This window comes from Paenibacillus sp. YSY-4.3 (assembly GCF_054767475.1).
Genome location: NZ_BAABMC010000005.1, coordinates 1 through 21,194 on the forward strand (window position 1 = coordinate 1; position 21,194 = coordinate 21,194).

Sequence of the window (21,194 nt, forward strand, 5' to 3'; positions counted from 1 at the left end):
ACAACCTCGAATTAAGAGGTGTGAATCCATTAAGGGTTCGCAAGCGAGGCTCGGTAGCTCAGTCGGTAGAGCAGAGGACTGAAAATCCTCGTGTCGGCGGTTCGATTCCGTCCCGAGCCACCATGATTTACTTGATAATTGAAAACGCCGGTGTAGCTCAATTGGTAGAGCAACTGACTTGTAATCAGTAGGTTGGGGGTTCAAGTCCTCTCGCCGGCACCACATGGAGGCTTAGCGAAGTGGCCAAACGCAGCAGACTGTAAATCTGTTCTCGTACGAGTTCGGTGGTTCGAATCCATCAGCCTCCACCAGTTTTACCACATAGGGGCATAGTTTAAAGGTAGAACAGCGGTCTCCAAAACCGTTAGTGTGGGTTCAATTCCTGCTGCCCCTGCCAGTAAAACAATAGAATACTTTTTAATTATGGCGGTCGTGGCGAAGGGGTTAACGCACCGGATTGTGGCTCCGGCATTCGTGGGTTCAAGTCCCATCGATCGCCCCATTTTTATCTTAAAAATCATATATTGGGGATTAGCCAAGCGGTAAGGCAACGGACTTTGACTCCGTCATTCCATAGGTTCGAATCCTATATCCCCAGCCATATGTTGCGGACGTGGCTCAGCGGTAGAGCATCGCCTTGCCAAGGCGAGGGTCGCGGGTTCGATTCCCGTCGTCCGCTCCATTTTTTTATCTGGCGCCATAGCCAAGTGGTAAGGCACAGCTCTGCAAAAGCTTTATCCCCAGTTCGAGTCTGGGTGGCGCCTCCATTATTTCCCTGCGGGAGTGGCGGAATCGGCAGACGCACAGGACTTAAAATCCTGCGGTAGGTGACTATCGTACCAGTTCAAGTCTGGTCTTCCGCACTTGTTAAGAGATGAATTTTAGTATGCCGATGTGGTGGAATTGGCAGACACGCCGCACTCAAAATGCGGTGCCGAGAGGCTTGCCGGTTCGAGTCCGGCCATCGGTATTATTGATAAGAAGGTATATGAAATTGCTTCCAGAAGCAATTTCATATACCTTTTTTCTTATGGCTAATATTTGGAGAATTGAAATTTGACTTTGAGCACCGTAAGGTAAATTTTGATTAGGGAAACGATGAGTAAGTTATCGTAATTAAAGGAGGCGTAATACGAGATGAATCATATTCAATCTACGGTTACCTTGTCGAATGGAAAGCAAATGCCGTGGGCTGGGCCTCGGTGTCTTTAAGATGAGTGATGGGCAGGAGGTCACCGATTCTATAGAAGCCGCTATCCGTAACGGTTATAGAAGTATTGACACAGCTTCGTTATACCAGAATGAAGAAGGGGTAGGCCAAGCCATTAAGGCTTCCAGCAATCCCCGCGAAGAATTGTTTATTACTACGAAGGTCTGGAACTCCGATCAAGGCTATGATAGTACGCTGAAGGCTTTTGATACAAGCATGGGCAAGCTTGGCCTGGATTATCTGGATCTCTATTTAATTCATTGGCCGGTTAAAGGCAAATATAAAGAAACATGGAAGGCGCTTGAGAAATTACATAAAGATGGGCGTGTCCGCTCTATTGGCGTTTCTAACTTCCAGATTCATCATTTGGAAGACCTGCTGGCAGACGCGGAGGTAAGACCGGTAGTCAATCAGGTGGAGCTGCATCCGCTGCTTAGCCAAGTTGAGCTGAGAGAATACTGCAAAGCGCAAGGAATCCAAATCGAAGCCTGGTCGCCTCTTGCTCAAGGCAAGCTGCTGGATAACGAAGTGTTGAAAGCGATCGGGGTAAAATACGGCAAGTCGACGGCACAGGTCATTATTCGTTGGGATATCCAGCATGAAATTGTAACCATTCCAAAGTCATCCAATGCGGAGCGGATTGTTGAAAATGCCAATGTGTTCGACTTCGAGTTGACTGCAGATGAAATGAAGCAAATTGATAGCTTGAACCAAAATCAGCGCGTCGGTCCTGATCCGGATAACTTCGACTTCTAGTTTTAGCTTTGTCCGTATTTAGAATGCCAGTAATAATAAAAAAGAAGCGCTCTAAGTTCATTCGAGACTTAGGGCGCTTCTTTATGTCGTCAAAGAGGCATGAAGCTTCTGTTGCAGACTTTGTATGATGTTTGAACGAAAATACTAAGCACTTCCATTCAGCAAAATCTGACGAATTTGCTGCTGATGCAGGCGCTCGCCGATTACGACAACCAATGCGCCCGCTGTAAGAAGCAGATCCGGTCCTGGGTTAATGTGTTTGGAATGATTGCTCTCAACGACGGCAATAATCGTGGCACTGGAGCGCTGACGTACGCGCAGCTCACCGATCGTCTTGCCGATCGCTTTGTAATGAGGTTCAAGTTTGTACCATTCGATAATGAGATCGCCTAACGCGACTTCGATATTCTCCAAAGGAGTCGGCTTGTAAGTGACTCCCCCAATAATCGCGGAGACATACCGAGCTTCCTCATCGGTTAGAGATATTTTGGAGATGCTGTCGTCAGGGTTATCAGCTTCATAGTGATAAACTTCACGACGACCGTCATCATGGATAGTAATGGCCAATTTCTCGCCGCTGCGAGTTTCGACTTCGAATTTCTTGCCGATGCCCGGCAATTCGGTTTCTTTAAGATTCATTAGCTTCCGACCTCCAATATAAGAGATGTTATTTGTATAAGTTGTGTTTAATACAACCGCCGATCTTTCCTTCACGAACATGGGCGATAATTCTTTGTTATCTATCATTTACATGTTAATCAAGCTGCATAAATGCTAGTAAATTTGATGGGTAACAGAAGGATTCGCTTCATGAGTTGATAGAAGAAAGGACGGAAATAGATCCCTGCCAAAGCAAGCAAACCACTGGCTGCAGCGGGGATGATTAACAGGTAAAACGGGGATTGATCGTTGCTAATCTTGGCATGTGTCAGCGGCAAATGGGCTGCCTTGTTCTCCGACTTGCGAAGGGGCTCGTCAGCTGCAACGGCCGACTGTTCCAAACTAACGACATGTCCTGAATTTAGAGCAGGATGAGGAATAAAGAAAATCATGAATAGCGCAAAAACAGAGGCAGTAAACCATACCATCGTTCGCCGAATATGTATCATGATGCCTATCCCCTCTCTAAAATAGCTGCTAACCTTAAGGATAGCATACAATCCTCAGTATCTCAAAAGAATGATGATAAATTATTCGCCCATTTTCAAGGAAATCTTTCCGAGTGGGAGAACGGTGCGATCCGGATGTATTCCCGGGGCTGAAATGCAGTTGGGTTTCTTAATCCGATATTCAATTGCTGTAAATACAAGTGCGATTGCTCTAAGGACATGAGCAGCGACAGATGACGGGCATGAAACACAGCGCCGCACATAATCACGAGAAATATGGACGAACAGACAAGGATTTGGCGGACCGGCATGGAAATCACTCTCCTTCACTATAGAAAGTGATTTCCTTAATGAGCTATATATATACAGTTGGAATCGGGTTTACAACCACTCAAAAAAAGGATATACTTTTGGATGTGCCTCATATAATTTGTAACTTCAACCACATATTTATTTATCGGAGGAGCCTGCCAAATGCGGGCTCTTTTTGTGTTTTTTCAGCTATACGCTATTTATGTTCCGATGTGAATATGGCAAAGCTGATGAGACACGGGTTATACCGCGATGAAGGAGGAAAACTGTTGTCTACGTTGCACGCAGCAATCATATTACCATTACTGCTGGCTGCAGGTGTACCGCTGCTGAAAAAGCTTCCGGGAAAGCCGCATCCGGGCTGGGCTGTTCTCTTGGGGCCTGCCGCTCTCTTTATTTATTTTCTGAGACAAGTTCCGTTCGTTCAATCGGGTAACGGGTTCGTAGCCACGATCCCGTGGATACCTTCGTTGGGTATCGAATTTACCGTACTGCTTGACGGATTGTCTATGTTATTCACTTTGCTCATTTCGGGGATCGGAACGCTGGTCGTACTCTATTCTATTTTTTATATGGATAAGGAAAAAGAGGCCGTACACCGTTTCTACGTATTCCTGCTCCTATTCATGGGGGCAATGCTGGGCGTTGTTCTATCGGACAATCTGATTGTTCTTTACGGTTTCTGGGAACTGACGAGCATCTCTTCTTTTTTGCTGATCGCTTTCTGGCATTACCGGGAGCGTTCAAGATACGGTGCGTTCAAATCCATGCTCATCACAGTGTTCGGTGGTCTGGCGATGCTAGCTGGCTTCGTGCTGATCTATATGATGACGGGCACGTTCTCGGTGAGAGAAATCATTCAGAGCACAGATATGATCATCGGCCATCCGCTGATGCTTCCTGCACTGCTGCTGGTGCTGCTCGGAGCATTTACAAAGTCCGCCCAGTTCCCGTTTCATATCTGGCTGCCGGATGCCATGGAGGCACCGACGCCAGTGAGCGCTTATTTGCACTCCGCAACGATGGTCAAGGCCGGGTTATACCTCGTGGCAAGATTTACACCTGTATTTTCCGGACAAGCGGCCTGGTTCTGGCTTGTATCTGGCGTAGGGCTAATCACGCTGATTTTTGGTTCGTTCAAGGCGATCAAGCAAACGGACTTGAAAGCGATGCTCGCCTTTTCCACCATTAGCCAGCTAGGATTGATCATGGCTCTGCTTGGGCTTGGCTCTGCTTCGGGTTATTATCCAGACATCCAGCAATCCTTGTACTATTCCAAGGCGACTATGGCCGCCATTTTCCATTTGATGAATCACGCCGTATTTAAGGGAGCGTTATTCATGGTCGTAGGAATCGTGGATCATGAGACGGGAACGAGGGACATCCGCAAGCTGGGTGGGTTAATGCAACTTATGCCCGTCACGTTCTCGGTTGCTGTCATCGGTACATTATCGATGGCTGGGATACCGCCATTCGGGGGATTCCTCAGTAAAGAAATGTTCTTTACAGCGGTCCTGAATACGCGCGAAATGGGTATATGGAGCATGAATACCTGGAGTAGTCTGTTTCCGTTGATTGCTTGGATTGCCAGCGTCTTTACCTTTGCTTACAGCATGGTGCTGCTGTTTAGGACATTTGCAGGAAAGTTCAAGCCGGAGCAGTTGAAAAAGCAGCCGCATGAGGCTCCGGTCGGCATGCTCATACCGCCAGTGGTCTTGGCCGCCCTCGCGCTTGTGTTCGGGGTGTTTCCAGGCCTGCTGTCGTACTCGTTAATCGAGCCGGCAATGGCTGCGATCCTGCCGGGCTTGCTCGCCCCAGGGGAGAAATTCCTCGTATCCATTCAGTTCTGGCATGGCTGGACACTGGAGGTATTTATGACGCTGGGCGTCATTGCTGTGGGCATTTTGGTATTCGCGCTGCAGCCTAAGGTTAAAGCATTGAACAGTCCTTGGTTTGCCCGCTTTTCACTTAACGGCGTGTACGATACGGGATTAAGGACCATGGAGCGATCGTCGCAGTGGCTGACGAATAAATATATGACGGGTTCGGTACGGCATTACTTGATTTATATTTTTACATTTTTCGTACTTATGCTTGGGGCCATTATGTTTGCATTTGACGGCTTCAGTCTGGATAGCAGCAGTTATGCCCCGGTTACGGTTTATGAGGCGGCTATTTTGCTTGCGCTTATTATAGCCGCGATCGCGGTGCCATTCGTCAATTCACGCTTGCTGGCAATCATTTTGACGGGGGCCGTTGGCTATATGGTTACTTTGTTCTTCGTCATCTTCCGAGCACCGGATCTTGCGCTCACCCAGCTCATCGTGGAGACGGTATCGGTCACGCTATTCCTGCTCTGCTTTTATCATTTGCCGAAGCTTAAGAAGGAGCTGTCTGTTCGAAGATTCAAGCTGACGAATTTTCTGATTTCCCTGGGTGTAGGCGTGATGGTTACTCTAATTGCGCTCAGTGCTTTAAGCGAGGGGAATAACCACCCCTTTGAGTCGATATCGAAGTTTTTCCTGGAGGCAAGCTACACGCTGGCTGGCGGAAAAAATGTCGTCAACGTCATCCTGGTGGACTTCCGCGGCTTCGATACGATGCTGGAAATCGTGGTGCTCGGCATTGCCTCGCTTGGCATCTATGCGATGATCCGCTTGAATTTAAACGAGGGCCAGGAGCCGCTCGCTCCGCGCACTAGCTTTAAGGAACAACAAGCGAGAGGCAAGATTATGCCGCTAAGAAGCAATGATGTCATTCTGCGGATGACCTCGAGGGTGGCCATGTTCATCATCCTGACCTTCTCCCTGTATTTATTTTTTGCCGGCCACAATAACCCGGGAGGCGGGTTCATCGGCGGACTGATGACTTCGGCTGCGCTTGTGCTGCTCGCAATCGCCTATGGACTAGAGGTTATGCGCAGCATCGTTCCGCTTAATTTCCGGAAGATCATGGCTACCGGCTTGCTCATTGCCTTTTTAACGGGGCTTGGTTCACTTTGGTTCGGAGTGCCGTTCCTCAGCCATGCCTTCGGGCATGCGAATTTGCCGATCTTGGGCGAGGTAGAGCTGGCTACGGCGGTTATTTTTGACCTGGGCGTGTATTTGACGGTCGTTGGAGTTACGATGACGATAATTCTTGAGATTGGGAGGGATCGGTAATCATGGAATTAATGATGTCTATCGCCGTCGGCATTCTGTTCATGATCGGGGTATATCTGATCCTTTCCAGAAGCCTGCTTCGCATCATACTTGGAACGTCGCTGCTAACGCATGCAGTGCATTTGCTGCTGCTGACCATGGCTCGCCTGAAAAAGGGTGCGCCTCCGCTGCTCGGCGAGCACGCTTCTGCTTATACGGACCCGGTACCAGCGGCACTCATATTAACATCAATCGTAATCAGCTTCGGAGTAACATCCTTCTTCTTCGTGCTTGCCTACAAGTCATATCAAAAATTGAAGACGGATGATATGGAGCAGCTAAGGGGGGATGAAGGTGAATAATTTGCTCGTATTTCCACTTATAATTCCTCTGCTGACTGCGGTTGCTCTTATTTTTGTGCATAACCGGGTAACGCTGCAAAGGTGGATCAATGCTACAGGGGCGCTGCTGAACGTCAGTGCAGCGGTTCTTATCGTCCGGGAGGTCCGTTTGAACGGCATTCAAACTTTGCATATGGGAGGCTGGGCTCCCCCGTACGGGATCGTGTTCACTGCGGATATGCTGGCCGCGCTGCTTGTCCTGACGACAACGGTACTCAGCACGGCTTGCTTGTTCTACGCCTTCGGCAGCATCGGCAGGGATCGGGAGCGGCATTATTTCCACCCGTTTTTTCAGTTTCTGATCGTAGGCGTGAACGGTTCGTTTCTGACGGGAGATTTGTTCAACCTGTTCGTCTGCTTCGAGGTGATGCTGATCGCTTCCTACGCATTGATCGTGCTTGGGGGAACGAAACGGCAGCTGAGGGAGACGCTAAAATATATACTGATCAATATCGTGTCCTCTACTTTCTTCGTGGCTGCGATTGCTTATTTATACGGCGTTGCAGGGACGCTGAACATGGCGCATCTGTCGCTTCGCATAGCCGAAGCAGGGCAGGGCGGGGTAATCAATGTTATTGCAGTATTGTTCCTCATCGTATTTGCGCTAAAAGCGGGCCTGTTCCTGTTCTTCTGGCTTCCCGGCTCATATAGCGCTCCGCCGACGGCTGTTAAAGCTTTGTTCGGCGCATTACTGACCAAGGTGGGCATTTATGCGATTGCCCGCACCTTCAGCCTTATATTCTATCATCAGCCGGAGCTTACCCATTCGCTGATCGGTTGGATGGCCGTGCTAACGATGATACTAGGCGGGATCGGCGCGGTTGCTTATTCGGACATCCACCGGATCATCAACTACAATGTCGTGATCGGGATTGGTTTTATATCCTTCGGGATCGCTACGGCAACGAAGCAATCTTTGGACGGCGTCGTCTTCTATCTAATTCATGACATGATCGCCAAAGCGCTGCTGTTCCTGTTGGGCGGAATGCTCATCAAAGCTGCGGGTACTAGCGATTTAAGGCAAATGGGCGGCCTGATGAAGCGCTATCCGCTGCTTGGATGGATGTTCTTTATCGTAACGTTTGCGCTCGTAGGCGTGCCTCCGCTAAGCGGGTTTACGGGCAAGCTGTTAATCATCCAGGGCGGGTTTGCATCTGGGCATTATTTGTGGACGGGAATTGCGCTTGCGTCCAGCCTGATCGTGCTCTATTCGCTGATGCGGCTATTTATTGGAGCTTTCTATGGCAGCGGGGAGCAGTCTGCTGCCGTGCAGGAGCCTGTCCGGTTAAGAGGGCTGCTATCCGCAGCTGCCGCATTGTTCGTCCTTATCCTCGTTATCGGTATCGGCTCCGAGTGGGTATACTCGTATGCCTCCCAGGCCGGGAATGTTCTGGCGAACCCTGCAATTTATATTGATGCCGTGCTGAAGGAGTAGATGATATGGCGCTTCAAATTTTATTAAACTTCCTGATCGCTGTGATTTGGATGTTCCTGAACAATGATTGGTCGGTCTCCGGGCTGGTCGTGGGATATGCCATAGGATTAATCTTAATCGGTTTGTTTGGCCGCCTCTGGCCGCAGGGCTTCTATATGAGAAAGGTGTGGGCCATCCTCAAGCTGCTTGTACTATTTATTAGAGAACTGTTTAAGTCCAGTTTCGTGGTCATCGGGCAGGTTCTCTCTCCGAAGCTGAATATTCGCCCGGGTATCTTCGCTTATACGACTGAACTGAAAAGCGATTGGGAAGTCGCAATCTTGGCCAACCTGATTACCCTGACGCCGGGTACCCTGACGCTTGATGTATCAAGAGATGGATCAATCTTGTATATCCATGCGATGGATCTTGGCGATGTCGATGAGCTCTGCAGTGAAATCAGAAGCACGTTCGAAAAAGCAATCATGGAGGTGACGCGATGATGAACGGGTTGTTGTTTGCCGCGCTAGTAATTATATCGCTTGCGATACTGGGCTGCTTGTACCGGTTATTGAAGGGGCCCTCTATGGCTGACCGGATTACGTCGCTGGATACGATCGGCATCAATCTGCTGGCTATGGTAGCCGTGCTCTGCATGCTGATGAGGACGGGGGCATATTTTGAAGTCATCCTCCTGATTGGCATTCTTTCTTTTATAGGAACGACGGCCTTCGCAAGGTACATTGAGCGCGGCGTCGTCATCGAGCAGCGAGGTGATGATGATGATCGGTGAGCTTCTGATCGGCTTGCTGGTATTGTTTGGGGCTGTAGTCAGTGCGTTAAGCGCTTTTGGGCTGGTCCGGCTTCCCGATGTATATTTGCGGTCGCATGCGGCCACGAAAAGCACGACGCTCGGCGTGTTATGCATACTGAGCGGGGCCTTCTTATATTTCTTGTTCTATCTGGACCATGTGAGCGCGAAGCTGCTGCTCGGCATCGTCTTCGTCTTCATTACCGCGCCGGTGGGCGGACATTTGAACGGCAGAGCTGCCCACAGGACTGGAGTGCCTTTATGGAAGGGCAGCGTCCGAGACGATTTGAGCGAGGCCATAAGACGGGAGCAGCGGGAACGGCAAATGCAGCCGAAAAGCGAGGGGGAGCAAGAGGAAGAGGAAGAGGAAGAGCAGTAAAAGCAAGAGAAAGAGTACGATGGCAATAGCAACTGCATGGCAACTGTATAGCAACTGTAATAAGCATTAATAATGCAGGAAAAGCACGAATCGGGTAATAGCAACTTCAACAGGAATAAAGATGTGCAGCCTGCCCTGGTCCCCAGGCAGGCTGTTGACATTTATCCAGAAGGCGGAAAACCAGGGATCCAGGGTCTTAAGCCCACCTCGACTTAGGTCTAGGATGAAAAACCGTCCACAGTCCGTTTTGAATAAACGCTTTTCCACCTACAATAAGGACATAAGGTTGATACTTACGAAAGGCGGTGACTAATAAATGAGAACAAATCGATCAAGCGGTTTTGCAATTGTACTTATTGTCCTGGGGGGATTGATCCTGCTGGGCAAGCTTACCCCGCTGCTGGGCAGTCTATTCGGATTGTTGTTCGCAGTAGCATTGATCGGTCTTGGTTACTACGGTATTCGCCGGGGCAACGCTTTTTTTGGATGGATCGTCCTCCTCTTTGGGATTATATCCTTAATGAACAAAATAGCGTGGCTCATCGTACCGGCAATCGGGATCGGCTTGATCGTCTTCGGCATTTATTCACTGAATGGAAGACGGCGGGGATTTTGATCACATATATCGAATAAAATGATGAACCGAATTGGTTAGGAGGGATGGGATGTCATGAGTGTATTTCGTCGAGTACGGGATATTACGGTAGCTAATTTAAATGAACGGTTGGAGCAATCTCAAGATCCGGTGCGGTTAATCGATCAATTTCTGATCGAGACCCGCCAGGAGATCGCTGAGGCAGAGAAGCTGCATCAGCAATATGCCGGGCATACGAAGCAACTGAAGCAGCAGGTGGACCAGGCCAAGGTAATGCGTGACCGCAGGGAAGAGCAGGCGCTGCTCGCTCTCAAAGCGGAGGAGGAGCATTTGGCGAAACTGGCTCTCCAGGAGAAGATGCTCTATGAAGAGAAAATTGAGCAGTACTCCGGACTGTACGCGCAAAGCCTCGAGTCCTTGCAAGAATTGGAAAGCCAACTGAATGAATTGAAAACGGAATATCAAGTGGTATACAGCAAACGGCAGTATTACTATGCAAGAATGGAGACGCTCCGTCTGCAGCAGCGTATGAACCAGCGGATGAGTGGGTACGGTACACAAGACGTACCGAAAATGTTCCACCGCTTGGAAGACCGGGTATCTGATATGGAATGGGAAGCCCGCAGCTTGCGGGATCTGAGAAGATCAGGGCAGGAATTCATGAATCAGGCCGGGTCGGTTCTGCAATCGACTTTAGAACAGGAGCTCTCCCGTTTGAAGCAGAAGCTGAATAACAAGGGAGAGGAGTAAGACCGATGGGAACTCTATATCGTTCCAGACGTGATCGTTGGTTCAGCGGCCTGATCGGCGGGCTTGGCGAGTATTTCAACATCAGTGTCACCGCGCTTCGGCTGCTGGCGATTATCAGTGTATTCATTACAGGCGGAACTACCATCGTGATTTATCTGATTGCAACGCTGGTCATTTCGAAAGAGCCGTATATTCCCCGCGATCCATACTATAATGGGAGCTGGCAAGGCGGCGGGCGTCATAACCACGGCTGCGGCAACCCTGGGAATCAATACCGCGATCCTCAGTACGCAGACCCGCGTTACGGCGGCCCAAGCTATAACGACCCGCATTACCAGCAGCAGCAATCGGCATTCAACGGCAGCGCATCGAATTTGGATTCGATGATGGAAGATATTGAGAAGAAAGCGATGGAGAAAGAGCTGGAGGAACTCCGGAGAAAAATATCAAAATACGAGAATGAGAAGGGAGATAAATAACCATGGGAGTATTCAAAAGAATTAAAGACATTACAAAAGCGTCTGTAAATGACATGCTTGATAAAGTAGAGGATCCGGTAGTGATGCTCAACCAGTACTTGCGCGACATGGAGACCGAAATCCGTGACGCAGAGGTAACAGTAGCGAAACAAATGGCGAACGAGCGCAGAATGAAGCACCGTCTGGAAGAGGCGATCCGCATTTCCGCGCAAAGAGAGAGCCAAGCTGAGGCGGCGCTCAAGAACGGGCAGGAGGAAGTAGCCCGCAAGCTGCTGGAAGAGAAAATTTTGTATGATCAAAAACAACTGGAGTTCAGTGACCTGCATGTCCAAGCGGAAGCACAGGCCCAGGAACTTAAGCAGCAGCTGCATGACATGAAGGATGAGTATTACAAGCTGCGCAACAAACGCAACGAGCTGGTCAGCCGCGCGCAAATGGCTAAAGCCAGAAAGCAAATGTCGCAAATCAATACGCTCAATACGATTGAGAGCGGCAGCGCCTCCCTCGGCTTCCACCGGATGGAAGAGAAAATCATGCAGCTTGAGGCAGAAGCTGAAGTAGCCGGAATCGGTTATCGTGGAGTCAGCAGCTCCGGCTCCTCGTACATCAACCCGGCTGACGCTGAGAAGCAGGTTAAGGTGGATGAGCAACTGGAAGCTCTGAAAGCTAAGCTGAACCCTTCTGCTAAACGCGCTGAAGGCAAGGAATAACAGCTACACGACTACAGGACATTGTGATATGCTATGTAATGGTAAAGCCATGCGGTATGAATTTATATACTGTTATGGCTTTTCCACTTACATTCTCACATATGAACTGATCTGGAGGTGCGGCATGGATAGGCATAGAAGCTTGTTGGCCATCGGATTGATTGGGCTGGGCGCATTTATTATCTTCGGCCAGTGGCTGAGCTTTTTTACCATCGTCGCGATATTGATATTAGGCTATGGCATTTATAAAATCCGTCTTGGTGATGACGTAAAAATTGGTTATATTTTGCTGGCGGTCGGCGGAGGCATGATTCTGCTGCATCATTTTATGATCGTGGTCGCCATTGTAATGATTTCGCTCGGATTGTATTATGCGAAGATGAAAAAGATGCACCCGGCAGGAAACCATGTTCAGAAGCAAAACGTTACATCGAGCATTCACTGGGATCGCGATCCGTGGACGCTGCGTAATACCAGCATGTGGCATGTGCTCGGGGAAGTGAATATCGACCTGTCGCTTGCCATGGTGGAAGACCAGAATAATGTACTCATGTTTCAGGGAATCGTCGGCGACATTGATCTGATCGTATCCGAGGATTACGGCGTGGAGGTCGAAGCTTTCGTTCTCTTCGGACAAATTGATTTAAGCGATACGAAGGAGACGGGGATGCTGAATCGCGTATACTGGAAGTCTCCGAATTATGAGCAACGGGATCAAAAGGTGAAAATTATAATTTCCTACCTTGTAGGGAATGTCGATATACATTTGACTTAATTACAGGAGGATTGACCTGCCATGAGAAAGAAAAAGCCGTCCAACATGGTATCTCGCAGTATGCGGGATGGGATCCTCCTGTCTTTTGTGCTGCTTGCGGGAATTATTTATATTTTGTATACATACGGGTATTTCCTGCCTTCCTCGTCTTGGAGAACCGGCATTCAGGCCGGGTTGACCTTGTTTACACTGCTCCTCGTCATCGGGGCGGTTTACGGCTTCCTCCAGGGTTACCGCGCCAAACGAAGGATCGATTTGCTTCGCGATTCCTTGCTGCAATGGGAGAAGGGGAATCAGACAGGAACGGTACCGAAGCTGGGTGAGGATGAGTTGGGCCGGCTTGGGGAGCAGTTGGAGAGGATCGGGAAGCGCTGGGAGGAACAGGTAACCTCCTTGCAGCGTTTGTCCACGCATAATGCCCAGCTGGCCGAGCAGGCGAGGGTATCTGCGATCGTCGAGGAGCGGCAGCGGCTGGCACGCGAGCTCCATGATGCGGTCTCCCAGCAGCTGTTCGCGATATCGATGACGGCGACGGCGGTTGGCCGTACCTTGGAGAAGGATTTCGACAAGGCCCAGCGCCAGGTGGAGCTGATCGAGGAAATGGCCTCGGTGGCCCAGTCGGAGATGAGAGCTCTGCTGCTGCATCTCCGCCCGGTCTACCTAGAGGGCAAGGAGCTGTCTCAAGGGCTGCTGGAGCTGGTGCGCGAGTTGAAGACGAAGGTTCCTATGGATTTGACGCTGGAAATCGATGAGGATCTGAAGATCAGCAAGGGCATTGAGAATCATTTGTTCCGCATTATCCAGGAGGCCATGTCGAATACGCTGCGGCACGCCAAGGCGGATAAGATGGAGATACGCATCCACAGGAAGGCGGAGACGGTCAAGGTCATTCTTCGCGACAACGGAGTAGGCTTTGAGCTTGACGAGAAGAAGCAGGCATCCTATGGTTTATCCACGATGCAGGAGCGCGTGCGTGAGGTTGGCGGCTCGATTCAATTTATTACCGCCCCGGGCAAAGGGACGCGGATCGAAATTACGGTACCGTTAATGACCGAAGAGAGCGGAGGGGAGGAGTATTATGGAGATGGACAATGATATCAAAGTACTGCTGGTGGACGATCACGAAATGGTCAGGATCGGCCTGGCTGCCGTGCTCGGCACCGAAGAAGGCATCGAGGTGGTCGGCGAGGCCAGCAGTGGAGAGGAAGGCATCAGGCTCGCCCAGGAATACAAGCCGGATGTAGTACTGATGGATCTTGTCATGGAAGGGATGGATGGGATCGAGACGACGCGGCAGCTGCTTAAGCTCTACCCCGATTGCAAGGTCATCGTCTTGACGAGTTACCTCGATGACGAGAAGATGTATCCCGTCATCGAGGCGGGTGCGTTCAGCTACCTTCTAAAGACGTCGCGCGCTTCCGAGGTTGCCGACGCCATTCGTGCTGCGGCGCGAGGCCAATCTGTTCTCGAGTCGCAGGTCGCTTCCAAAATGATGAACCGGTTCCGGCAGCCCAAGGCCGAGACGCCGGCTCATGAGGAGCTTACGGAACGGGAGATGGACGTGCTGCGTTTGCTCGCCCAAGGGAAATCCAATCAGGATATCGCTGACGATCTAATTATCGGCATTAAAACTGTAAAGTTCCACGTCACGAATATTTTGGCCAAACTGGGTGTGGAAGATCGCACTCAAGCCGCTATCTATGCTTATAAGAACGGGCTGGCGGAATAGGCGTTAACTATCACCAGCTCACCAGGCTAATGATACCGCAGTTTATATGTGCTGGAATGCATGAGCGTTACCTCTACGTCCGTATCTTCAAGCTGTAACGAGGAGAGAAGATGACCCTGGCCTTCTGGGCTGGTGGTCATCTTTTTCCATTGTTTGTTAAACCTTCGATACAGAATGTCTTCGATTCCGTAAATATCGATGTTTTTTGCCTTGGCAGCGAGGAAATCATTGCGGATTTGCTTTTTTATTTGATCGACCGCCGCTTCCTTGATTTGGAGGGAATTGGGCTCCGGATGTCCCGTCACCTCGGAAACCGTCGCTTTTACTTTGATTTTTACGGTAAACTTAGCTTTCTCTCCCTCAAAACGCACCTTCACGAGCGGCTTTGAATTTAGAATATTGATTTGAGCCTGGCCGCCGTCTTTTATTTTCAGCAGCAAAGGATATCTGTACATATTTTTAAAAGCTATCCATCTGGCCCCGTTCAGCAGGCCGTCGTCCAGATGTCCCTTGTTTTCGCCTTTGGAAATGATGTAAGCCCCATCCAGCCTGACTAGCGAAATGGGCTTCTCCTTCGATGACCATACCTGATCCGTCAGCTTGATGGAGGGGAGACACACGGTAGAAGCCGGTTCCCTGATTCCGTTCATCAGTTTGATGAGGCGCAAAGGCTCTATGGTAGAGAGCTGCTTATACACCTCCCGCGGATCCATCAATTCGGAGCTAAGGGCGGACTGATTCAATAGCGATATTCCCGATAAAATAGCGGGAATGTCCTGATCTGTTCCGTAGACCCAAGGGGTGTAGCGCAGCTCGCTGGAACGCAGGAGCGAGTTTAAGCACTCGGCCAGTTTGCTATCAAGCAGCGATTTGGATAGGACGATGGCTTTGACGTGAGTCCATAGCGTTTGCTGCTGCGAAGCAGGGTAAATGCTCATAAGGGCTTTCGAGATCGTCTCGCCTTTGCCCGTAGCAACCCACACCTTGGACTCTTCCGTGCTGACGGAGCTTTCCTGTTTGGAAATATCATCGAAGGCGAGAACCTGCGCATAAATCATGTATTCTCCTTTAACATAATCGATGCCTAGTGCCGTAATGAAATTGACGCTCTGGGGTTCTTTGGCGTCCCAGCAGCCGGATAATAGGACAGTCATGCAGGAGACGATGAAGGCAAACTTTCGTGTCACCGGCTATTCTCCTTTCGAAGTATTATCCCTAGGGTGGAATGTTTCTGCGCGCTGATTGCTGCTGCCGGATGGCTTATTGATTACGGCTTGAACGATGTCCTTCCTGTGGAAAGGAGACAGCGGTGACAAATAAGGAACACCGTACGATTCGAGATAGGCCAAATAAAAGACGAGGCCGATGACGCTGACCAAGAATCCGAACATGCCCAAGACGGAGGAAACCAGCAGTATATATAAGCGAAATTGAGATACCGTTCCCGTAAGTGATTGGTTCACAAGGGTGTATGTCGCTACTGTTGCGATGGCGACCGCTACGATGATCGTCGGCGAGGTGATGCCCGCCCGAATCGCGGAATCGCCGATGATGAGTCCGCCCACAACGGTCACCGTCTGCCCCACGGCCTTGGGCAAACGGCGTCCAGCTTCATTGAAGATTTCAAATAAAAACAGCATGATGAAGGCCTCCATTTGAATGGGGAAGGGAAGGCCATGCCGTGAATTGCTGATCGTTGCCAGCAGGGGAAGCGGAATTTGTTCTACATTAAAGCTTGTAAGTGCGACATAAAAACCCGGAAGCAGCATGGAAATCAGCAGGCCCAAAACGCGAAGGATTTTCTGCATCGCTACGATGTAGAAGGAAGTATTCTCGTCTTCGGGCGAGGAGAAAAGAGTGATGATCGTCACGGGAGCAAGGATGGCCATTGGAATACCATCCACGATGACGGCGAATTTCCCCTTCAGCAGCGCATCAACGACAAAGTCGGGACGCCCGGTATAATCCGATAGTGGAAAAAAGGCATTTTTTTTGTTCGTTACGATGCTCTCAATGTAAGATGTGCCTACAATAGCGTCGGTGTCGATTTTGCTTAAATATTTACGAATTTCCTGTAATATTTCTTCATGAATGATGTCTTCAATATAAAAAAGGCCGATCTTATTCTCGCCGCGCCTCCCGCCAGTAAAATGCTCCACGCAAAGGGATTGCGTTCGCAGACGCTTACGCAGCAGTCCCGTATTCGTAGTCAGTTCCTCGGTAAACCCGTCATGCGGCCCTTTGATGGAGGATTCCGTCGTAGGCTCCTCGGGGGTACGGGCTGGCGGGTCGGCGATGTCGAGACTGAAGAAGGCATCCTGATTCTGAAAATAGATGATTAAGCTCCCGCTATACACCTTCAAGGTCAGATCCCGCAGCAATGTTTCTTTGGGCAGCATGCTCAGAGGAAGATGGCGGTTGCGCTCGATATTTAGGGCGGTCGGCTCGGGAAACTCTTCGAACAGTGCCGTCAGGCCGGGCAAGACGATTTGATTCAGCTGCTTCGTATCCGCTACCGCTTCGCAATATGTGATGGTGACAGGCTGTTTTGTCTCTTTGTCCCCTCCTTCCAAATCATGAATAATAACATCGGCCGATTTCGAGAAATATTGCCGCAAAAAAGGTATGTCGATATGCTCGGGCTCCTCCAGTGCCCGCGATGCCGATGGATCAAGTGTCATGTGCCGGTTCTCCTTTCTTATGGGATGCGATAAAGACGGCAAGGGCGAGCAGCAAGGTCACGATCAAAATGAAGCTTGTGTTGAACGGAAACACGAATCGGATCATCAGGTTCTGAAATTGGATATCCGTAAAGGTGGTAAGGCACAGCAAAGTCAGAGCAACGGTGTACAGAAGCATCAGTGCGTTGCGCTGATGCTTCTTGCTGATGCACCATATGTCCGTCGCGATGAATAATGCAACGGCAATGCGGACAGTCACCCCGGCGAGCCACTGGTAGATCGAGAAAAAATCGGTCTGGGAGACGTATTTTCCAAACCCTGCGATCCTCCATTGTTCATAGGCGGGATAGCGCTGCAGGGACGCTTCGTGCGGATTGAATTCCGCGATAGAGCCGGTGAGTGGTCCGAGCGTTAACCCGAGCAGGATGAAGCCAACGATCACGAAATGTTTTTTCGTCAGAGGCGCTTTTAAATAAGGCTGCAGAAAAAGAAGGAAGAAAATTTCGAACAATCCTGTGCAGGCGTAAATGATTCCCTTGAGCGGGGGAGCCCAGCCATGCTCCAGAAGCGGGAACAGCTGGTGGTAATCTTTGAACTGAATGTTTACCGTCGCAACATAGAATCCCAGAAGTACGACGAGCGGCAGCAGAATGCCGGAGGCATAGGCCATGGAGTTCACCCCTAGCCGAGCGGCAAGCAGGCAAATCAGCATCAACACGGCCGCCGTAATGATCATCGGCGTGTAGGGAAGGAACGTTACTTTGGTCCACATGATGGTGTCGAACAGAGCGAACCAGGCCGTACCGAGAAAATAGGCAGAAGAAATGAATTTGAACAGAAGGGACAGCATTTTCCCGTAGTTGCTTTCGAGCCAATCTGGCAGGGACTTTCCTTTGGTACGGGTAGAAATATAAGCGATAAGCAGTATCAGCAGGGCAAATGGCACTATCGATAAAATGACGGAAAACCAAGCATCCCTCTTAGCGGTCTGGAGCATGGCGGGAATAATAAATACATGGTTGGTGATGCCGACCGTGAGCATGATGGTCATGATAGCTTGCAGGGCTGTAGGTTTAGGGGGATTCATCCGCATCAGTCTCCAGTCTGTGGTTCAGATGCGCTTAGTATTTTCCAGGGAGAGGAAGGCTATGCAGACGTATAATTTTCTCGCTAGTTGGCGAATCTATTGATAGATTTATAGCTTGATTGGGGAGAGATGATGCGGGTGAAAAATCGTTGGGGAATTCTCATTATGGCTATTGTGGTCGGAGCAATCATAATCAAGTCGTTGAACACTGCTGGAACAACCGCTAAAGCGGATGCCGCATATTCGGTGGAGGCTGCATCGTCCCGTGCGCAGCTTGGAAAACTGTTGGCTGCAAGCGAAGGTTTAATCCAAGGAAGCAGGCAAGCCACCGTAAAGTGGCAAGGGGAATGGCATACGGCTATGTCTTTGGAGGCAGCGGCGGAGCTGCTCGCTGATCGTTTGGGATGGGTGGATCTTTATGCGGAAAAGGTGCATGGCAACCAAGTGTTTTACGCCGAAGGAGCTTACGGAGGGGCGGAAGATGTGATCCATGGCAAGCTGGCGTTGACGCTGCAGGAAGAAGGGAGTTATTATGTCGTTCTGCGGCTGGAAAATAGCACGGACGAAGGCTTGCAGCGGTTGCCGGAGGCCGGAGAGACCTGGGGCGAGGCGCTTCTCAGAGAGGGAGTACGCGCTAAATGGAATGCCGCCCTGCAGGGGGAAGCCGCAGAGATCGTTAGTATGCAGGGATTGCCGGATTCACAGGCTGCATTTGCGGCGCTTGAGGCGCGCGTGAAGGAGCAGTTGAAGCTGCGGGCAGCGGAGAGCTTTGCAGACGAGCGGACGGTTAGCAGATCTTATGCAGCGGAGGATTTGCCGATTAAGGCGCAAAGTGCCGGGCAGGAGATCAGCCTGCAGCTCGCACTGCATTGGAACACGGAGTCGGATCGTTATGACGTATCTTTCGGTTCGCCGCTGCTGACCGTCGAATATTAACTGATCTTAGATAAATATTAGATGAATTTTCGAAGGACATAACTAAATTTGATATGAATTTGATAGCATCCTTGTAGTGAATATGCTAAAATATCATCACATGCTTTGATGCTGTATAAGGTTAAGGCATTGATGGGAGAATGAATAAATATACACTATATTACATAGAAAGAATGAGGAGCCATGACTGAAATACAAAATCTAGAGTCAGTGAAGACACCAGGAGCGGTATATTTCATTTTTGGAGCAACCGGAGATTTGGCTAGGCGCAAGTTGTTTCCCGCAATATATTCGTTGTATCGCGAAGGGAAGCTCGAGGAAGATTTTGCGGTTATTGGCGTGGCGCGACGTCCCCGCTCAAGAGAAGAATTCCGTGATGATGTATATCATTCCATTCAGGAGTTTTGCCGTTATTCGGTCGAGGATGATGCGGAGTGGAGTCGTTTTGCAGAGCATTTTTCGTACAAATCACTCGACATTAACAATATAGACGGATACCGGGAGCTGTTGCAGCAGACTGAGGAAGTAGAGGCGCGTTTCGGCATCCCTGGCAATCGCCTGTTCTATTTGGCACTTGCTCCAGAGCTGTTCGGCAGCGTATCCTTCAACTTGCAGAAGGGCGGCATGCTGGATAGCAGCGGATGGCATCGTCTTGTGATCGAGAAGCCATTCGGCTACGACTTGATCTCCGCTCAGAAGCTGAACGAAGAGTTGAACCAAGTGTTCAAAGAGGAAGAGATCTACCGGATCGACCACTATCTCGGTAAAGAGATGGTGCAGAATATCGAAGTGATTCGCTTTGCGAATGCGTTCTTCGAGCCGCTTTGGAACAATAAGCATATTTCCAATATTCAAATTACGTTAAGCGAGACTGTAGGCGTCGAGGAGCGCGGCGGGTATTACGACAATGCCGGGGCCCTGCGGGACATGGGGCAGAACCACATGCTGCAGCTGCTTACGATGATTGCCATGGAGCCGCCTAGCCGGCTGCTTGCCGAGGATATCCGCGATGAGAAGGTGAAGGTGCTTCGCTCGCTTCGCCCTTACGCATCGGCGCAGGAAGTGAAGGAGAACGTGGTGCGCGGACAATACTCCGAAGGCGAGAGCGGCGGCAAGTCGCTGCCGGGCTACCGCCAGGAGGATAAGGTGAATCCGGACTCTAATACGGAGACGTATTTCGCAGCTAAGGTATATGTGGACAATTTCCGCTGGGCTGGGGTTCCATTCTATATCCGCACGGGCAAACGCCTTCCGGTCAAGACGACAGAAGTCGTTGTCGAATTCAAGCAAATGCCTACCAACGTTTATTTGGGCCAGAAGCATAAGCTTGAGCCGAACCTGCTCGTTATCCGCGTGAACCCGATGGAGGGGATCTACATCAAGATCAACGCGAAGAAGCCGGGAACGGAATCGCAGATCAGCCCGCTGGCGATGGAGTTCTGCCAAAGCTGCCAGGTAGGCATCAACTCGCCTGAGGCTTATGAGCGCTTGATCCATGACGCAGCCAACGGCGATTCGACGTACTTCACGCGTTGGGATGAAGTGGCTACGGCTTGGGCGTTCGTAGACCGCATCGCATCCGCTTGGGCGCAGGAGTCGGGCGATATCAGTAATTATGCAGCCGGTTCCTGGGGGCCGGAGGAAGCTGATCAACTGCTTGCGCAGGATGGTTTCCACTGGTGGCCGGTTAACGGACAGGAAGAAGATAACGTAATCTGGATCAAGGGTTAAAATGAAAGCCGTCTGTCAGCTTTAAGCTGACGGGCGGCTTAATTTATTGACAGATTAAGGATGTCTTGTTATTGTAGAAAATAACAAAATTTAATTATTCACATACGAATAATGAGGATTAAACGTCGACCATTCGAATGGAGGCATTTCCCGTAATAAGGGAGGTGTCTCCATTTTGTTTGGGCAGGA

21 protein-coding genes, 10 tRNA genes and 1 pseudogene are annotated in these 21,194 nt (G+C 50.0%); 26 read left to right on the forward strand and 6 right to left on the reverse strand.

The genetic code is table 11. The features are described from left to right. The first annotated feature begins 47 nt into the window (after positions 1–47). From ACYUJT_RS16630 to ACYUJT_RS16680, 11 genes and pseudogenes are all read left to right on the forward strand, one after another. Positions 48–123 (forward strand) — tRNA-Phe (locus ACYUJT_RS16630). A 23-nt stretch (positions 124–146) separates the two neighbouring features. Then, positions 147–222: transfer RNA gene (locus ACYUJT_RS16635), tRNA-Thr, on the forward strand. Positions 223–225: 3 nt separating this feature from the next. Next, a tRNA-Tyr gene (locus tag ACYUJT_RS16640) sits at positions 226–311 on the forward strand. A 12-nt stretch (positions 312–323) separates the two neighbouring features. Beyond that, positions 324–397, forward strand: a tRNA-Trp gene (locus ACYUJT_RS16645). A 29-nt stretch (positions 398–426) separates the two neighbouring features. After that, positions 427–502: transfer RNA gene (locus ACYUJT_RS16650), tRNA-His, on the forward strand. 23 nt (positions 503–525) lie between these two features. Further along, a tRNA-Gln gene (locus ACYUJT_RS16655) sits at positions 526–601 on the forward strand. 6 nt (positions 602–607) lie between these two features. Next, positions 608–682: transfer RNA gene (locus tag ACYUJT_RS16660), tRNA-Gly, on the forward strand. Between the two features lie 11 nt (positions 683–693). Further along, positions 694–767 (forward strand) — tRNA-Cys (locus ACYUJT_RS16665). Between the two features lie 10 nt (positions 768–777). Next, positions 778–863 (forward strand) — tRNA-Leu (locus ACYUJT_RS16670). Positions 864–888: 25 nt separating this feature from the next. Continuing rightward, positions 889–970, forward strand: a tRNA-Leu gene (locus ACYUJT_RS16675). A gap of 167 nt (positions 971–1,137) precedes the next feature. Next, positions 1,138–1,966: pseudogene (locus ACYUJT_RS16680) on the forward strand (aldo/keto reductase). A gap of 144 nt (positions 1,967–2,110) precedes the next feature. On the opposite strand, the gene ACYUJT_RS16685 reads toward ACYUJT_RS16680, so the two are convergent. From ACYUJT_RS16685 to ACYUJT_RS16695, 3 genes are all read right to left on the reverse strand, one after another. After that, positions 2,111–2,605, reverse strand: coding sequence for a cation:proton antiporter regulatory subunit (locus ACYUJT_RS16685; RefSeq protein WP_460324214.1), 495 nt, complete (start codon positions 2,603–2,605; stop codon positions 2,111–2,113). A 119-nt stretch (positions 2,606–2,724) separates the two neighbouring features. Further along, positions 2,725–3,075: a hypothetical protein gene (locus ACYUJT_RS16690; RefSeq protein WP_460324216.1), complete on the reverse strand. Its 351-nt coding sequence runs from the start codon at positions 3,073–3,075 to the stop codon at positions 2,725–2,727. A 95-nt stretch (positions 3,076–3,170) separates the two neighbouring features. After that, positions 3,171–3,386, reverse strand: coding sequence for a hypothetical protein (locus tag ACYUJT_RS16695; RefSeq protein ID WP_460324218.1), 216 nt, complete (start codon positions 3,384–3,386; stop codon positions 3,171–3,173). Between the two features lie 270 nt (positions 3,387–3,656). Between ACYUJT_RS16695 and ACYUJT_RS16700 the strand changes: the two genes are divergently transcribed. The 13 genes from ACYUJT_RS16700 (at position 3,657) to ACYUJT_RS16760 (ending at position 14,570) form a co-directional block, all read left to right on the forward strand. Beyond that, positions 3,657–6,548 (forward strand): Na+/H+ antiporter subunit A, encoded by a 2,892-nt coding sequence (locus ACYUJT_RS16700; protein WP_460324220.1) that lies wholly within the window; start codon positions 3,657–3,659, stop codon positions 6,546–6,548. Between the two features lie 2 nt (positions 6,549–6,550). Then, positions 6,551–6,889 carry a Na(+)/H(+) antiporter subunit C gene (locus tag ACYUJT_RS16705; RefSeq protein WP_460324222.1) on the forward strand — a complete coding sequence of 113 codons (339 nt, stop codon included), beginning with the start codon at positions 6,551–6,553 and terminating at the stop codon, positions 6,887–6,889. After that, positions 6,882–8,363 carry a Na+/H+ antiporter subunit D gene (locus tag ACYUJT_RS16710; protein ID WP_460324224.1) on the forward strand — a complete coding sequence of 494 codons (1,482 nt, stop codon included), beginning with the start codon at positions 6,882–6,884 and terminating at the stop codon, positions 8,361–8,363. The genes ACYUJT_RS16705 and ACYUJT_RS16710 overlap by 8 nt, the downstream gene beginning before the upstream one ends. Positions 8,364–8,368: 5 nt before the next feature. Then, positions 8,369–8,845, forward strand: a complete 477-nt coding sequence (locus ACYUJT_RS16715; RefSeq protein ID WP_460324226.1) for a Na+/H+ antiporter subunit E — start codon at positions 8,369–8,371, stop codon at positions 8,843–8,845. Further along, a complete protein-coding gene (locus ACYUJT_RS16720; protein ID WP_460324228.1) occupies positions 8,842–9,135 on the forward strand; it encodes a Na(+)/H(+) antiporter subunit F1 in 294 nt (97 codons plus the stop codon). The genes ACYUJT_RS16715 and ACYUJT_RS16720 overlap by 4 nt, the downstream gene beginning before the upstream one ends. After that, complete coding sequence (gene mnhG, locus ACYUJT_RS16725) at positions 9,119–9,532, forward strand: monovalent cation/H(+) antiporter subunit G (protein WP_460324230.1); 414 nt, start codon at positions 9,119–9,121, stop codon at positions 9,530–9,532. Before ACYUJT_RS16720 ends, mnhG begins: the two co-directional genes overlap by 17 nt. 316 nt (positions 9,533–9,848) lie before the next feature. Continuing rightward, positions 9,849–10,148: a hypothetical protein gene (locus tag ACYUJT_RS16730; protein ID WP_460324232.1), complete on the forward strand. Its 300-nt coding sequence runs from the start codon at positions 9,849–9,851 to the stop codon at positions 10,146–10,148. Between the two features lie 54 nt (positions 10,149–10,202). Beyond that, positions 10,203–10,877: a PspA/IM30 family protein gene (locus ACYUJT_RS16735; RefSeq protein ID WP_155612611.1), complete on the forward strand. Its 675-nt coding sequence runs from the start codon at positions 10,203–10,205 to the stop codon at positions 10,875–10,877. A gap of 5 nt (positions 10,878–10,882) precedes the next feature. Then, positions 10,883–11,356 carry a PspC domain-containing protein gene (locus tag ACYUJT_RS16740; RefSeq protein ID WP_460324234.1) on the forward strand — a complete coding sequence of 158 codons (474 nt, stop codon included), beginning with the start codon at positions 10,883–10,885 and terminating at the stop codon, positions 11,354–11,356. Positions 11,357–11,358: 2 nt separating this feature from the next. Beyond that, positions 11,359–12,066, forward strand: a complete 708-nt coding sequence (locus ACYUJT_RS16745) for a PspA/IM30 family protein (protein ID WP_460324236.1) — start codon at positions 11,359–11,361, stop codon at positions 12,064–12,066. 124 nt (positions 12,067–12,190) lie between these two features. Then, entirely contained in the window at positions 12,191–12,841 is a 651-nt protein-coding gene (liaF, locus tag ACYUJT_RS16750; protein ID WP_460324238.1) for a cell wall-active antibiotics response protein LiaF, read from the forward strand. A 21-nt stretch (positions 12,842–12,862) separates the two neighbouring features. Next, a complete protein-coding gene (locus tag ACYUJT_RS16755) occupies positions 12,863–13,936 on the forward strand; it encodes a histidine kinase (RefSeq protein WP_460324240.1) in 1,074 nt (357 codons plus the stop codon). Then, entirely contained in the window at positions 13,926–14,570 is a 645-nt protein-coding gene (locus tag ACYUJT_RS16760) for a response regulator (RefSeq protein ID WP_460324795.1), read from the forward strand. Before ACYUJT_RS16755 ends, ACYUJT_RS16760 begins: the two co-directional genes overlap by 11 nt. 26 nt (positions 14,571–14,596) lie before the next feature. Here the strand turns inward: ACYUJT_RS16760 and ACYUJT_RS16765 are convergent, their stop codons facing one another. From ACYUJT_RS16765 to ACYUJT_RS16775, 3 genes are read right to left on the reverse strand one after another with little or no spacing between them, the layout of a single operon-like run. Then, the gene (locus tag ACYUJT_RS16765; RefSeq protein ID WP_460324242.1) at positions 14,597–15,757 is read right to left on the reverse strand and encodes a Ger(x)C family spore germination protein; all 1,161 of its coding nucleotides are present in this window, start codon (positions 15,755–15,757) and stop codon (positions 14,597–14,599) included. 3 nt (positions 15,758–15,760) lie between these two features. Then, a complete protein-coding gene (locus ACYUJT_RS16770) occupies positions 15,761–17,251 on the reverse strand; it encodes a spore germination protein (protein ID WP_460324244.1) in 1,491 nt (496 codons plus the stop codon). After that, entirely contained in the window at positions 17,241–18,338 is a 1,098-nt protein-coding gene (locus ACYUJT_RS16775; protein ID WP_460324246.1) for a GerAB/ArcD/ProY family transporter, read from the reverse strand. Before ACYUJT_RS16775 ends, ACYUJT_RS16770 begins: the two co-directional genes overlap by 11 nt. A 138-nt stretch (positions 18,339–18,476) precedes the next feature. On the opposite strand from ACYUJT_RS16775, the gene ACYUJT_RS16780 reads away from it, so the two are divergent. Continuing rightward, positions 18,477–19,274, forward strand: coding sequence for a YwmB family TATA-box binding protein (locus ACYUJT_RS16780; RefSeq protein WP_460324248.1), 798 nt, complete (start codon positions 18,477–18,479; stop codon positions 19,272–19,274). Between the two features lie 183 nt (positions 19,275–19,457). Then, positions 19,458–21,005: a glucose-6-phosphate dehydrogenase gene (gene zwf, locus ACYUJT_RS16785; protein ID WP_460324250.1), complete on the forward strand. Its 1,548-nt coding sequence runs from the start codon at positions 19,458–19,460 to the stop codon at positions 21,003–21,005. Positions 21,006–21,194: the final 189 nt, after the last annotated feature.